Genomic DNA, 13,554 nt, shown 5'->3' with positions numbered 1-13,554 from the left:
GTCGTAGGTGTCGGGCAGCGGGGCGCCGACGTCGACGGACTCGCTGATCGTCACGGCCCGGACGGGCCGCTTCGCGCCGCCGCCCGGGCGTCCGCCGGCCGGGAGCAGGCCGCCGGTGGCCTTCCTGGCGGTGCCCCGTACGGCGTCCCGCACGGCTCCCTTCACGGTGTCCTTCACGGCGCCCTTCACCGTCTCCTTCACGACGATCCCCACGACGGCGCCGTCGTCGATCTCCTCCAGGCCGTCGAGCCGGGCCGAGGTCTCGCCCAGCCTGCGTCCGGTGGCGGCCATCAGGCGGTGCGCCTGTGCCACGGCGAAGGCGCCGGCCGCCTCCTTGAGGCGGCCGGCGGCCGGGCTGTCGGCGAGGGCCCTGGCGAGGCCGCCGGCACCGTCAGCCACGGCGGGTGCCTCCCGCGCGCTTGGCGGCACCGGCGGTCTTCCTGGCGGCACCGGTCGACTTCTTGGCAGTGCCGGTCGACTTCTTGGCGGTACCGGCGGCCTTCTTGGCGGTACCGGTCGTCCTCTTCCCGGCGGAGCCGGCGGTCTTCTTGGCCTGGGGACGGCGGGCCGCGGCCTTCTTCGTCCCCCCGCCCCCGCCGGCCTTCCGGGAACCCGGCGTCTCCTTCTCCTCCGGGGCGGATTCCGCCGACTCCCCGGCGCCGTCGCTCCCGCCGGCGTCCGGGCCGTTCTTCCACAGCGCCTTGGGCCCCTTGCCGAGCTGCTCGCGCACGCCCCGGGTGCGGTCCTGCAGGCCGCCGGAGAGGGAGCCCAGCCCGTCGGTCGCGGCCCGGCCCACCCCCCTGGCGTTGTTCCGCAGCCGGTCGGGGAGTTCGGCGAGCCGGGGGCTCTTCGCCTTGACCTGCTCGCCGAGCCGTCCGGGGTCCACCCCCAGGCGCCTGGCCACCACCGTGGCGCCCACGCCGAGGGGCAGTCTGAACTTCTTCACGCGGCCCAGCACGTAGCCCGTGGTGAAGGCCAGTGCCAGTGCCGACCGGTTCGTCATCTCACTGCTCTCCTTGGTCTCGCCGTTGCCGCTCCTGTACGGCCTGCAGCCGGTCGAGCAGCTCGTCCTCCCGGCGGTCGAACTCCTCCTCGTCGATCAGGCCCTCGTCCAACTGCCGTGAGAGATCCAGCAGTTCGCGCTGGATCGCCGACGGGTCGTAGTACTGCCGTTCAGCCTCGGCCACCACCTGCCGCAGCACCCAGCCGGCGCCGCGGAACGGCGCCGCGGGCAGCCCCAGGAGTCCACCGATCAGGCCCACGGCCGTTCACCCCGTTCCGCCTCAAGCCTCACTGTCCGGCGCCGGCCGTGGCGGGCGGCCGGGAGACGAAGCTGTAGGGCGGCAGCGGACCCGACGCCCGGATGTCCAGGTGCGGGTTCTCCTCGCCCAGCTTCTCGACGGCGGCCACGAACTCCCCGGAGGCCTCCCGGCCGAGCAGGAAGGACAGGTTCGCCAGCCAGCCGGACCCCTCGGGACCCGGCACGCACCGCTCCGCCAGGGGAGCCAGGACGTCCTCGATCAGCCGGGCGTCCTCCGCCTCGCGCTCGCGCACCGCGCTCGCGAGGAGTTCGCCGAGCCGCAGCTTGTCCTCGTAGGAGCCGCCGCCGGAGGCACGGTTGCGCTCCGCCAGGGAACGGGCCTCCTCGTTCTCGGCCAGGACCAGGTGCAGCACCTCCTCCTCCCGGTGCACGGCCTTCACGTTGTACTCGGACCGCCCGTCCAGCTCCTCCAACTGTCGTGCGTAGTGCTCACCGTGGTCGGCGAGCACCCGGCGCACGGTCTCGTCGTCCTCGGACAGGCTGCCGAAGCGCAGCGGCAGGACCGCGCCCTTGGCGCCCGCCTCGGTCAGCACGTGCTGGTGGGCCAGCAGGTCGCGCCGCTTGGGCCTGAGGTCCTCCGGGCAGTCGCTGATCAGTGCCGCGAGGTTCCCCTCGCGGATCACGCGCACCTCGCGCGGCGGGTCGCCGACGCCGGACGCCTTCTCCGGCAGGGCCGGGTGGTCCGAGCGCGCGATCCCGTAGACGTAGACGCTCACTCCGTCTCCTCCTTGCGGCGGGTGGTGGCGCGGCGCCTGCGGGGCTCGGGCTCCTCCTCATCGGAGGACCGGCCCTGGCGGAAGGCGTCGGACAGGGTCTCGGCGGCCCCGGCCAGGGCACCCTTGGTCTTGCTGCTGGCGCCGCTCTCGGTGGCGCTCTCCAGCACCTCCGGCAGACCGGGCGACTTCCTCGGCCCGGACTCCAGGTCGAGGCGGTTGCACGCCTCCGCGAACCGCAGGTACGTGTCGACGCTCGCGACCACGACCCGTACGTCGACCTTCAGGATCTCGATGCCGACCAGCGAGACGCGGATGAACGCGTCGATCACCAGTCCTCGGTCCAGGATGAGTTCCAGGACGTCGTAGAGGCCGCTGCTGCCTCCACCCCCGGTGGACCGTTGTGCGGGAACTGCAGTGGTCATGTCGGGAGCCACTCCTCTCCGGTTTCGCAGCTCTCAGCCGCGGCGGGACGGATCGGCCCGGCCGCGCTCGTAGCGGTGGATTCGGCGGTACCCGGTCAGATGCCCCTCCCCGTCGAGGGTCACCTCGTACGAGGCCATCAGGCTCATCGTGTCCGGAACCCGCTCGAGTTCCAGGACCTCCACCTCCAGGGCCCAGCCGTCCCCGGTCCGCTCGAACCGGGACACGCTCTCCGCGCGCAGGCCCGTGAGGTCGGTGAACTCCGCCCGGGCCGTGCGCAGCACCTCGCCGGGCGGGAGGGGACGGCGACCGTCCTCCACCGCGTCTGTGCTGTCGTCGTTCTCGTTCTCTGTCATGGGCTCCTCTTCACCTCCGGATACCGCGGGAGTCCTTCCGCAAACCTGCGCCTTGCGGAAGGGAATTGGGATGTGGCCGGAATTACCCGCAGACGTTCTCCGCATGCCACCGAAGCGTTTTTCCGGACACGTTCGGAGAAGGAGAGAGATAAGGAGCGGCGGAGGCAATCCCGTGCGACCCGGCGGACACGCACGGGTGACCCCGGCGGCGGCGGACACGCTCCGGAGCGCTGTGACACAGGCGTGACGGCGCCACGACCGGACCGGGACTTCCGGCTGCTCACCCGGCGTCGTACGGTGCAGCCATGGCACCGGTACCGACAGACCCCCGTACGCCGGACGACGACCCGGAGACCTACGTCGGGCTCGACGTCCGCACCGCCGAACGGCAGGCCCGCGACCGCGGTTGGACGACCGTGCGGACGCTCCCGCCGGGCGCGGTCATCACCATGGAATACCTGTCCGGGCGGCTGAACTTCACCGTCGAGGACGGCACCGTGGTCCGTAGCTGGAAGGGCTGAGGAACACACAGGACGGCCCCCGTCCGCTCCCTGATGTCAGGGAGGCGGACGGGGGCCGTGTGGCGGGAGGGAGGGGAGGTGCGTACCGCGACCCCCCGCCGCGCCGGGACCGGCGCCGGGGCGCCGTCACACCGTCACTTCCGCGGTCCCGTCGGCGCGGTGCGCGACACCGTGCGCTCGCCGGGCGGTCTGCGGCTGCCGCTGGGGGTGACGGGCGAACGCTCCGAGCGGACCGCGTGCCGCCCCGCGTGGGCCGGGTGGTGCGAGCGGGGATCCCCGGCGCGCGCCGGCCGGTCGGCGGGCCGGGAGGAGGAGAGGGCGGGCTCGTGCGCCGGGGCGGACGTCCGCGCCGCGTCGAGCCCTCCGATCGCCGGGGTCCGGGCGGCCACCGGCCGCAGCCGTGCGGATATGGGCGAGGAGTCCTCCCGCAGCCGGTACCAGTGGCGCAGCAGGTACGCCTCGACCCGGACGATGAGCGGTTCGAACCAGGGCAGGGCCAGCAGGATGAGCAGACCCGCGGCCCAGCCGAGGAGCACGTCGCTGACCCAGTGGGTGCCGATGTAGACGGTGGTGCCGCCGACCCCGAGCGCGAAGACCGCGGCGACCACCGACAGCCAGCGCCGCGCCCGCGGCGTGGTGGCCAGGTAGGCCAGGATGCCCCAGGTGACCACCGCGTTCGCGGTGTGGCCGGAGGGGAATATGTCGCCGCTGAGGAACATCTCGTTGGAGCCGAGCCGGGTGGCGTAGTGCGGGCCCCCACGCGCCATGCCGAGCTTCGCCGCACCCACGGTGACGTTCAACAGCAGCAGGGAGGTGCCCAGGGCGAGCAGCGGGCGCAGGGTCCGCTGCCGCCAGGAGCGCCAGCCGAGCCAGGCGGCGACCAGCACGGCGGTGGGGCCGCGCTGGCCGAGCACCACGAAGTAGTCGAGGAAGGCGTGTATCTCCGGCCACTGCTTGTACGGGCGGAAGAGCATGACCTGCCAGTCCAGCCGGACGAGCCGGGATGTGGTCAGCACCGCCACCACGATGGCCGCGTAGAAGCCCAGCGTGGCGAAGAAGAGCGTCCTGCGGGTGCCGCTCATCCCCGGCGGGGGCGTGAGCGGCCTCGCTGGCTCCTGTTCCAGGCGGGCGAAGATCCGGTCGGTACGCACTCCATCGAGATTACAGGCGGTGACGGGCGGCATTGCACCGGCCACCGGCTTCGTAATGCCTATGTGATGTGGAAAGTTCCTCGCAGAAGGCCTCCGACGCCTGTTTTTCCCGCGCGGAAGAAGCCATCCGTCTTTTCCCGCGGTGGCCTTCCGCACGCTATTGGGGTGGCTCTCCGTGTTCTTTTTCCCTCGGGGACGGACGCAGTCCACCCTCCCTTAACCCGACGCGTCCCGGAACGCCTCAGGGCGGCCCCGATCCGTGCAGCCACACGGCCCCGTACACCGCCGAGCCGAGCGCCGAGGCGGCCAGGACGGCCGCCGCCGGGACCGGGCGGGCCCGTGCCAGGGCGACCGCCGCCGGCAGCAGCAGGGGGAAGGCGGGCAGCAGCAGGCGCGGCTTGGAGCCGAAGTAGCCCTTGGCGCACAGGGCCAGCACCACCACGACGCCGGCGTACACCAGCAGCGGCGGCGGCTGCCGCTGCCGTACGCACAGCGCGTACAGCCAGACCACCAGGCCCACCCCGGCCAGCAGCGCCACCCCGCCGACGACCCCGCCGGTGAGGTGCCGCCAGACGAACGCGGCGAAGGCCAGGCCGCCGTCGAAGCCGTTGCCCCACTGCTCCTGGACGCCGAGGTAGCCGGTCGGACTGCCGGTCCGCGCCCCCACCCAGCCGACGTAGCCGAGCCAGCCGAGCGGGGCGAGGAGCACCCCGGCCAGGGCGCGCGGCGGCAGCCGCCGCTCCCGGTGCACCCGTTCCGCCGCGGCGGCCCACACCGCCGCCACCACCGCCGCGCCCACCGGCCGGGTCAGCCCGGCGAGCGCGGCCAGGGCGCCCGCCCACACCCACCGGCCGGTCAGCACGGCGTACACCGCCCAGGCGGCCAGCGCCGTGAACAGCGACTCGCTGTAGGCCATCGACTGCACGACGCCGACCGGCACGGCCGCCCACAGCACGGCCAGGGCGATGCCCGCCCGCCTGCCGTACAGCCGGTCGCCGATCGCGAACAGCGCCGCGGCGGCGCACAGCGAGGCGACGGCGCTGACGGCCAGCCCGGCGTCGGCCGCGCTCAGCGGGGTGAGGGCGGACAGCGCCCGCTCCAGGGCGGGCAGCAGGGGGAAGAAGGCCAGGTCGGGATGGAGGTCCCCGTTCGCGGCCCGGACGGTGTGGCCGTAGCCGTCCTCGGCGATGCGGGAGTACCACAGGGAGTCCCACCGGGCGGACAGCAACTGGTGCGCGCTCCTGTCCGCCACCGCCGCCCACAGGGCCAGCACCAGCAGCCCGAGCGCCCGCACCCCGGCGTAGGCCAGCAGGGCGGGGGCCGCGTACCGCAGGGCCCCGCGGACGGACCGCCCGGCGGGCCCCCCGGCCCGGCCGGCGGGACCGCGGGGCGGTGACGGGGGAGGTCGGAGGTCGCTCGCGGGCATGAACGAGGAGCGTAACGGGCCGGGGGTCGGTGATGAGATGGGTCTCAGAGCGGTGTCAACGTGAGGTCAGCCACGTGACGGCGCGGAGGACTCGCGTACGCTGGCGGATCGACTCGTCCCTCCACACCGGGCCGGACGCCGCCCCTCGCGTTCCGGCATTCCCCACGGCGACGGTGGGTGCGAGCGCAACAGGAGGTGCGTACATGTCCGGGACGACCACGGCCGGAGCCACCAGGGCGGCGGACGTCCCCCAGCAGAGACCACAGGGACCACAGGGACCACAGGAACCGCACGGACCGCGGGGCGCGCGGGCGCCGGGACGGACGGCACCGGCGGGAGGGCCGCCGGCCCCCGGGCCCGCCGGCCGCTGGACCGTGCTCGTCGTCCTCTGCGTCAGCCTGCTGCTCGTGGCCGTCGACGCGACCGTGCTGCACGTCGCCGTCCCCGCCGTCTCCGAGGCGCTGCGGCCCGGCGCCATCGAGCTGCTGTGGATCGTCGACGCCTACCCGCTCGTCTGCGCCTCCCTGCTGATCCTCTTCGGCACCCTCGGGGACCGCGTGGGACGGCGCCGGGTGCTGCTGGGCGGCTACGCCATCTTCGGCGTCGCCTCGGGAGTGGCCGCGTACGCGCACACCCCCGAGGTGCTGATAGCGGCACGCGCCCTGCTCGGCGTCGGCGGTGCCATGATCATGCCCGCCACCCTGTCGATCCTGCGGCAGGTCTTCCCCGACCGCCGCGAGCGGGCGCTGGCCATCGGCGTGTGGAGCGCGGTCGCCGCGGTCGGCGCCGCCGTCGGGCCGCTGGTCGGCGGCTTCCTGCTGGAGCACTTCTGGTGGGGCTCGGTCTTCCTGGTCAACATCCCGCTGATGCTGCTGTGCATCCCCCTCGGGCGGTGGCTGCTGCCGGAGTCCACCGGCGACCGCGACGGCCCCTGGGACGTGGTGGGCGCCCTGGTGGCCGCCACCGGGCTGTGCGCGCTGGTCCTGGGCGTGAAACGGGCGGGCGGCGGCGAGGTGCTCCACCCGGGCACGCTGGGGCCCCTGGTGGTGGGGGCCGCGCTGCTCGCGCTCTTCGTGCGCCGCCAGCGCCGCCGCCGGCACCCCCTGGTGGACTGCGCCACCCTGGCCCGGCCCGCCTTCGGCACGGCGGTGGCCTGCATCGTGCTGACCGTGCTGGCGCTCGTCGGCCTCGCGCTGATCGCCGCCCAGTACCTCCAGCTCGTCCTCGGGCTCACCCCCCTGCAGGCCGGCCTGCGGCTGCTGCCGCTCAGCCTCGCCGCGATCGCCGCGGGGCTGGTCGGCTCCCGGCTGCTGCGCCGCCTGGGGCCGCGCGCCATGGTCGCCCTGGGCTTCGTGCTCACCGCCGCCGCCGTGCTGTCCCTGACCGCCCTGGGCGAGGAGGACAGCCCCGCCCTGCTGGTCGGCGGCTTCGTCCTGCTCGGCTTCGGCCTGGAGACGACGCTGTTCGGCTCGTACGAGTCGATGCTCAGCGAGGCGCCGGCCAGCCACGCGGGCGGTGCCGCCGCGATCGGCGAGACCGCGTACCAGCTCGGCGCGGGGTGCGGCATCGCCGTCCTCGGCACCGTGATGAACGCCGCCTACGCCCCCGGCGTGCGCCGGGTCGCGGGCGTGCCCGAAGAGGCCGGGGCGGACGCCGCCCACTCGCTGGGGGAGGCCTACGAGGTCGCCGAGCGGCTCGGCGGCCCGGCCGGGGAGGCGCTGCGGGCGGCGGCGCGGGAGTCGTTCGTCCACGGTCTGCACGTCTCGCTGCTGGTCAGCGCCGGTCTGCTGCTGCTGGGCGCGCTGGCCGCGCTGCGGCTGCCGCGCACGATGGAACCCCCGGCGCGGGACGGGGAGGGGACGTCCGCCGCGGGCGGTCCGCGGGAGGGGCGGGACGCACGGCGGGAGCCGGTCCCCGCCGCGCGCTCCGCCGGGCTGCCCGGGCAGGCGGACGGCTCCCTCTTGTCCACCGGTATTACCCGGCCGTAACGTCGGGCCCGAGCCGCGAAGATCACCCCGCCGGAGGCCGCCGTGTCCAGCTCCGCCCCGCCGCCGTTCGACCCCGCCGACCCGCTCGGCCTGGACGACCTGCTCGGTCCCGAGGACCTGGCGGTGCGCGACACCGTCCGCTCCTGGGCCGCCGACCGGGTGCTGCCGCACATCGCCGAGTGGTACGAGCGCGGCGAGCTGCCCGTGATCCGGGAGCTGGCCCGCGAACTCGGCTCGATCGGCGCGCTGGGCATGTCCCTCACGGGCTACGGCTGCGCGGGCGCGTCCGCCGTGCAGTACGGGCTGGCCTGCCTGGAGCTGGAGGCCGCTGACTCCGGCATCCGCTCGCTGGTCTCGGTCCAGGGCTCGCTGGCGATGTACGCCATCCACCGCTACGGCTCCGAGGAGCAGAGACAGGAGTGGCTGCCGCGCATGGCGGCCGGCGAGGCGATCGGCTGCTTCGGGCTCACCGAGCCCGACCACGGCTCCGACCCCGCCGGCATGCGCACCCACGCCAGGCGCGACGGAGGCGACTGGGTGCTCAGCGGCCGCAAGATGTGGATCACCAACGGCTCGGTGGCCTCGGTGGCCGTCGTCTGGGCCCGTACCGACGAGGGCATCAGGGGCTTCGTCGTGCCGGCCGGCACCCCGGGCTTCTCCGCCCCCGAGATCAGGCACAAGTGGTCCCTGCGCGCCTCGGTCACCAGCGAACTGGTCCTGGACGACGTGCGGTTGCCCGGCGACGCGGTGCTGCCTGGGGTCACCGGGCTGCGCGGGCCGCTGAGCTGCCTGAACCACGCGCGCTACGGCATCGTCTGGGGCGCCATGGGCGCGGCCCGCGCCAGCTTCGAGGCGGCCCTGGAGTACGCGCGCACCCGCGAGCAGTTCGGCAGGCCGATCGGCGGCTTCCAGCTCACCCAGGCCAAGCTCGCGGACATGGCGGTCGAACTGCACAAGGGCGTGCTGCTCGCCCACCACCTCGGGCGGCGGATGGACGCCGGGAGGCTCCGCCCGGAGCAGGTCAGCTTCGGCAAGCTCAACAACGTGCGCGAGGCCATCGGGATCTGCCGCACCGCCCGCACGATCCTGGGCGCCAACGGGATCTCCCTGGAGTACCCGGTCATGCGGCACGCCACGAACCTGGAGTCGGTACTGACCTACGAGGGCACCGTGGAGATGCACCAGCTCGTGCTGGGCAAGGCGCTCACCGGTATCGACGCCTTCCGGTGAGCGCCCGGCGGGGGGCTCAGCTCTGGTTGAAGAAGCCGCCCTCGGCGGCGCGGCGGGCCTCGCCGTTGATCACCTGGTAGTCGGGCGGGGTCAGCAGGAAGACGCGCGTGGCCACGCGCTCGATGGAGCCGCGCAGCCCGAACGTCAGCCCCGCCGCGAAGTCGACGACCCGCTTGGCGTCGGCGGGTTCCATGGCCGTGAGGTTCACGATCACCGGGATGCCCTCCCGGAACAGCTCGCCGATGCCCCGGGCGTCCCGGAAGCCGTCCGGCGTGACCGTCGCGATGCGGGTGCCCTGTCCCTGGGCGGTCTCCGCGGTCACCTGCACCCGCGGGTCGGTGGCCCAAGCCTCACGGACGTCCCCGGACTCGGATTCCTCGGCGTACTCGTCGTCGTAGTAGCGCATCTCGCTGTCGTCGACGAGGCCCAGCCAGGCACTCGCCCTGCGCACCGATCCCATGGACGCCTCCTCTCACAAGCACGGTCCACCGTGTCTGGCAGTGCCTCCGCCGCGGGGCCCGCACCCCTATGGTCGTCCATGATGCTGACAACGCGCCAAACAGTTACCCATTCCGCACGGGATTCGTGACGGTACTGGTGCACAAGGCGCACGGGGAACGGCGCCGCGGCGGGGGCCGGAGCGGTGCGCGGACGGTGGTGCGGAGCGGAACCGGGCGGTCCCGCCGGACGGGTGGTCGCCGAAGGCATACGGGTGAAGTGCCCGGTATCGTGACGGCCACTCATTGATCAAGGAACGGGGGGATCTTGTTCGGCATCATCAGACCGTGCCGGCACAGCCTGGGGGAGGGGCTGCGGGCCGCGTGGCTGGCCCACCTGTGCGGGCTCTGCCTCGCACTGCGCGGTGACCACGGCCAGTTCGCCCGGATCGTCACCAACTACGACGGACTCGTGGTCTCCGTGCTGACCGAGGCGCAGACCCCGCGTCCCGCGGGCGGCCCCGGTGGCCTGCGGCGCACCGCCGGGCCGTGTCCGCTGCGCGGCATGCGCACCGCCTCCGTGGCCCGTGGCGAGGGCGCCCGGCTGGCCGCGGCGGTCTCCCTGGTGCTGGCCTCGGCGAAGGTGCGCGACCACGTCGCCGACGGGGACGGGGCGCTGGCGCGCCGCCCGCTGGCCGCGGCGGCGCGCAGGGTGGCGGCCGGCTGGGAGCGGGCGGGCGCCCGTACCGGGGCCGAACTGGGTCTGGACACCGCGGTGTTGACCGAGGCCGTCGAGCGGCAGCCGCTGGTGGAGGCCGCCGCGGTGCCGGGCGGCTCGCTGCTGTCGGTCACCGAGCCCACCGAGACGGCCACCGCCGCGGCCTTCGCCCACACCGCCGTACTGGCCTCGCGGCCCGGCAACGCGGCGCCGCTCGCCGAGGCCGGACGGTTCTTCGGCCGGCTGGCGCACCTGCTGGACGCCGTGGAGGACCTGATATCTGACGAGGAGTCAGGTTCCTGGAACCCGATCGCCGCCACCGGCACCCCCCTGCCGGAGGTGCGGCGGCTGTGCGACGACGCGGTGCACGGCCTGCGGCTGGCCCTGCGGGAGGCGGAGTTCGAGGACGGGGAGGGCGCCGCCCTGGTGCGGGCGCTGCTCGTGCACGAGGTGCGGCACGCGGTGGAGCGGACGTTCGCCTCGGCGCGCGTCAGTCCGCCCCGCCCCGGTGCGCCCCGTCCCGGCCCGCCGGGGCCCGGGTCGTCGCGGCGGCGGGGGCTGATGGCCGGATGCGCCGTGTGGTCAACGCTGTTCTGCACCGGTCAAGTTTGCTGTAGCGCCGAGTACGAGGATCCCTGGACGGGGGAGCGGCGCGAAGGGCTGTGCCGCGGAATGGACTGCGAAGGCTGCAGTGACTGCTGTGAATGCTGCCGGTGCTGCAACTGCGGTGAGGGCGACGGCTGTTGCAGTTGCGACTGTAACTGCTGACAGCGCGCCGGTGTCCGGTATGTGGGGCGGCCGGTGCGCTCAGCGCAGCGATGTGCCGACCGCCCTCTTGCGCCTGCTGATCGGACGCGTGAATACTCCCCTCAGCGTTTGTCAGGGACGCGTCGAACAGCGGGTTCCTGGCTGCGCGGCGCCCGCCTTTCGGCGGGTACCCCCCATTTCCTTCACAGGAGGAAGAACCAGTGAGGACTGAGCGCACCTCCCCCCACGGCGGTTCGGCCAGACGAGGCCGCGTACGCCTCCTCGCCGCCGTCTCCGGTGTCCTGGCGGCCGCCGCCCTGACCCTGCCCACCTCGGCGAGCGCCGAGCCCGCTCCGTCCCCCGCGACCCAGGTCGCCATGGCCAGCAAGGCGATGAAGACCGCGGACGTCGCGGGAACCGCCTGGTACACCGACAAGGCGACCAACACCCTGGTCGTCACGGTGGACAGCACGGTCAGCCAGGCCGAGATCGCCAAGATCAAGAAGACCGCCGGCGCCGGCGCGGACGCCATCCGCATCGAGCGCACCGCCGGCAAGTTCACCAAGCTGATCTCGGGCGGCGACGCCATCTACGGCGGCGGCGGACGCTGCTCGCTGGGCTTCAACGTCCGCAGCAGCAGCGGCCAGGACTACTTCCTGACCGCCGGCCACTGCACCGAGGGCGCCTCCACCTGGACCAACGGCTCCGGCACCACCCTCGGCACGACGGCCGGCACCAGCTTCCCGGGCAACGACTACGGCATCGTCCGCTACACCAGCTCGGTCAGCCGCCCCGGCACGGTCGGCAGCCAGGAGATCACCAGCGCCGCCAACCCGTCCGTCGGCCAGACCGTCTACCGCCGCGGCAGCACCACCGGCACCCACAGCGGCCGGGTCACCGGCCTGAACGCCACCGTCAACTACGGCGGCGGCGACATCGTCTCCGGCCTGATCCAGACCAACGTCTGCGCCGAGCCCGGCGACAGCGGCGGCCCGCTGTACTACGGCACCACCGCCTACGGCCTGACCTCGGGCGGCAGCGGCAACTGCCGCACCGGTGGCACCACCTTCTTCCAGCCCGTGGTCGAGGCGCTGAACGCGTACGGCGTGAACGTCTACTGATCCTCGCGGTTCTTCCCGCGGAACTCAGGGGTCCGTGTTCCGCAAGCCCCCGTCCGGCTCATGCCGGGCGGGGGCTTCGCCGTGCCGGGAAGCGGCGGAGCGGGGATGATGGCCGACACCGGCACCATCACCCTCGGCTTCCGGTCGAACGCCCTGCGTGTTCGACCCCGTCGGCCGAGGGTGCTGGCAGGGCCGGGCATTCCTCCGGGACCGTCCCGGTTCGGGCGGCCCCATCCCCCACGGGAGGCACAGAGTTGAAGCACCAACGGACACTCACACGGCGTACGGCCGCCTCGGCCGCGGTCGCGGCGGCATTCCTCGCCGGTCCCCTCGTCCCGGCGAACGCGGACTCCGCGGCACACCGCGAGCCGGCCCCGGTGACGGCGGACGCCGCCAACGAGCTGGCCTCGACCCTCGCCGGCGACCTCAAGGACGACATGGCGGGGGCCTACTACGAAGCCGGGTCGCGGAAGCTGGTGGTCAACGTCCTCGGCGAACCGGCGGCGGAGAAGGTCCGGCGGGCCGGGGCCGAACCCCGGATCGTCCAGCACTCCCTCGCGCGGCTCGACGCCGTGCGCAAGGACCTGGGGGCCAAGGCCGTCCCCGGCACCGCGCGCGCCGTCGACCACCGGCTGAACAGGGTCGTCGTCACCGCGGACAGCACGGTGAAGGGCGCCGCTCTGGCCGACCTGCGGGAGCGGGTCGCCGCGCAGGACGGCAAGGCCGTCTTCAAGCAGGTCCAGGGCGAGTTCACCCCCTTCGCCGCGGGCGGTGACGCGATCTGGCGCGGTGACGGCGCGCGCTGCTCCCTCGGCCTCAACGTCATCAGGAACGGCCTGCCGTACTTCCTGACCGCCGGCCACTGCGCCGAGCTCTTCGACCGCTGGTCCACGACCCGCAACGGAAGGACCGTCGGCGTCACCGCGGCGAGCGACTTCCCCGGTGACGACCACGCCCTGGTGCGGTACACCGCCCGGGTGGACCACCGGAGCCGGGTGAACCTGTACAACGGCACCACCCGGGCCATCACCCGGGCGGCCGATCCCATCGTCGGCCAGCGGGTGTGGCGCAGCGGCAGCACCACCGGGGTCCGCAGCGGTGACGTCCAGGCGCTGGACGTCTCCGTGACCTACGCGCAGGGCACGGTGGACGGCCTGATCCAGACCGACGTCTGCGCCGAGCCCGGCGACAGCGGCGGCCCGCTGTTCTCGGACGCCACCATCCACGGCCTGACCTCGGGCGGCAGCGGCAACTGCCGCTCCGGCGGAGTCACCTTCTACCAGCCGGCGGCCGAAGCGCTGCGGGAGCACGGCGTCCGGCTCGGCTGACGCACCACCGCGTCCCCGGTCCCCGCCACGGACCCCCGGAGGTCTTCCTCCGGGGGTCCGCCGCCGTCCACAGT

At 73.9% G+C, this 13,554-nt stretch carries 14 protein-coding genes and 1 pseudogene; 6 read left to right on the top strand and 9 right to left on the bottom strand.

All coding sequences use genetic code 11. The features are described from left to right. From VE546_RS15220 to VE546_RS15195, 6 genes and pseudogenes are all read right to left on the bottom strand, one after another. Positions 1-399: pseudogene (locus tag VE546_RS15220) on the bottom strand (hypothetical protein); the annotation flags it as partial. Continuing rightward, a complete protein-coding gene (locus VE546_RS15215; RefSeq protein ID WP_324922537.1) occupies positions 392-1,003 on the bottom strand; it encodes a hypothetical protein in 612 nt (203 codons plus the stop codon). The pseudogene VE546_RS15220 and the gene VE546_RS15215, both read right to left, overlap by 8 nt. Before the next feature lies 1 nt (position 1,004). Beyond that, a complete protein-coding gene (locus VE546_RS15210) occupies positions 1,005-1,262 on the bottom strand; it encodes a gas vesicle protein GvpG (RefSeq protein ID WP_324922535.1) in 258 nt (85 codons plus the stop codon). 28 nt (positions 1,263-1,290) lie between these two features. Beyond that, on the bottom strand, positions 1,291-2,037 hold the full coding sequence (locus VE546_RS15205) for a GvpL/GvpF family gas vesicle protein (protein ID WP_324922533.1): 747 nt from the start codon (positions 2,035-2,037) through the stop codon (positions 1,291-1,293). Then, a complete protein-coding gene (gene gvpJ, locus VE546_RS15200; RefSeq protein WP_324922531.1) occupies positions 2,034-2,459 on the bottom strand; it encodes a gas vesicle protein GvpJ in 426 nt (141 codons plus the stop codon). Before gvpJ ends, VE546_RS15205 begins: the two co-directional genes overlap by 4 nt. Before the next feature lie 33 nt (positions 2,460-2,492). Further along, a complete protein-coding gene (locus VE546_RS15195; RefSeq protein ID WP_324922529.1) occupies positions 2,493-2,813 on the bottom strand; it encodes a gas vesicle protein in 321 nt (106 codons plus the stop codon). Between the two features lie 305 nt (positions 2,814-3,118). Between VE546_RS15195 and VE546_RS15190 the strand changes: the two genes are divergently transcribed. Further along, positions 3,119-3,334: an I78 family peptidase inhibitor gene (locus VE546_RS15190; RefSeq protein WP_324922527.1), complete on the top strand. Its 216-nt coding sequence runs from the start codon at positions 3,119-3,121 to the stop codon at positions 3,332-3,334. A gap of 134 nt (positions 3,335-3,468) precedes the next feature. Here the strand turns inward: VE546_RS15190 and VE546_RS15185 are convergent, their stop codons facing one another. Beyond that, the gene (locus VE546_RS15185; protein WP_414720491.1) at positions 3,469-4,518 is read right to left on the bottom strand and encodes a phosphatase PAP2 family protein; all 1,050 of its coding nucleotides are present in this window, start codon (positions 4,516-4,518) and stop codon (positions 3,469-3,471) included. A gap of 208 nt (positions 4,519-4,726) precedes the next feature. Beyond that, the gene (locus tag VE546_RS15180) at positions 4,727-5,911 is read right to left on the bottom strand and encodes a glycosyltransferase family 39 protein (protein ID WP_324922523.1); all 1,185 of its coding nucleotides are present in this window, start codon (positions 5,909-5,911) and stop codon (positions 4,727-4,729) included. 203 nt (positions 5,912-6,114) lie between these two features. On the opposite strand from VE546_RS15180, the gene VE546_RS15175 reads away from it, so the two are divergent. Both VE546_RS15175 and VE546_RS15170 read left to right on the top strand, forming a co-directional pair. Continuing rightward, positions 6,115-7,899, top strand: a complete 1,785-nt coding sequence (locus VE546_RS15175; RefSeq protein ID WP_324922521.1) for an MFS transporter — start codon at positions 6,115-6,117, stop codon at positions 7,897-7,899. A 42-nt stretch (positions 7,900-7,941) separates the two neighbouring features. Next, positions 7,942-9,129, top strand: coding sequence for an acyl-CoA dehydrogenase family protein (locus VE546_RS15170; RefSeq protein ID WP_324922519.1), 1,188 nt, complete (start codon positions 7,942-7,944; stop codon positions 9,127-9,129). Between the two features lie 16 nt (positions 9,130-9,145). Here the strand turns inward: VE546_RS15170 and VE546_RS15165 are convergent, their stop codons facing one another. After that, entirely contained in the window at positions 9,146-9,589 is a 444-nt protein-coding gene (locus VE546_RS15165; protein ID WP_324922517.1) for a cell division protein SepF, read from the bottom strand. Between the two features lie 305 nt (positions 9,590-9,894). On the opposite strand from VE546_RS15165, the gene VE546_RS15160 reads away from it, so the two are divergent. The 3 genes from VE546_RS15160 to VE546_RS15150 all read left to right on the top strand — a co-directional run bounded on the left by VE546_RS15160 (position 9,895) and on the right by VE546_RS15150 (position 13,480). Continuing rightward, positions 9,895-11,052 carry a DUF5685 family protein gene (locus VE546_RS15160; protein WP_324922515.1) on the top strand — a complete coding sequence of 386 codons (1,158 nt, stop codon included), beginning with the start codon at positions 9,895-9,897 and terminating at the stop codon, positions 11,050-11,052. A 200-nt stretch (positions 11,053-11,252) separates the two neighbouring features. After that, positions 11,253-12,152: a S1 family peptidase gene (locus VE546_RS15155; protein ID WP_324922514.1), complete on the top strand. Its 900-nt coding sequence runs from the start codon at positions 11,253-11,255 to the stop codon at positions 12,150-12,152. Between the two features lie 254 nt (positions 12,153-12,406). Beyond that, positions 12,407-13,480: a S1 family peptidase gene (locus tag VE546_RS15150; RefSeq protein WP_414720490.1), complete on the top strand. Its 1,074-nt coding sequence runs from the start codon at positions 12,407-12,409 to the stop codon at positions 13,478-13,480. The last annotated feature ends 74 nt before the right edge of the window (positions 13,481-13,554 follow it).

Origin of the sequence: Streptomyces sp. (genome assembly GCF_035644915.1) — a bacterium.
Classification (GTDB): domain Bacteria; phylum Actinomycetota; class Actinomycetes; order Streptomycetales; family Streptomycetaceae; genus Streptomyces.
The sequence above is the reverse complement of the archived record's forward strand: the minus strand, read 5'-3'. Positions and strand labels throughout refer to the sequence as shown.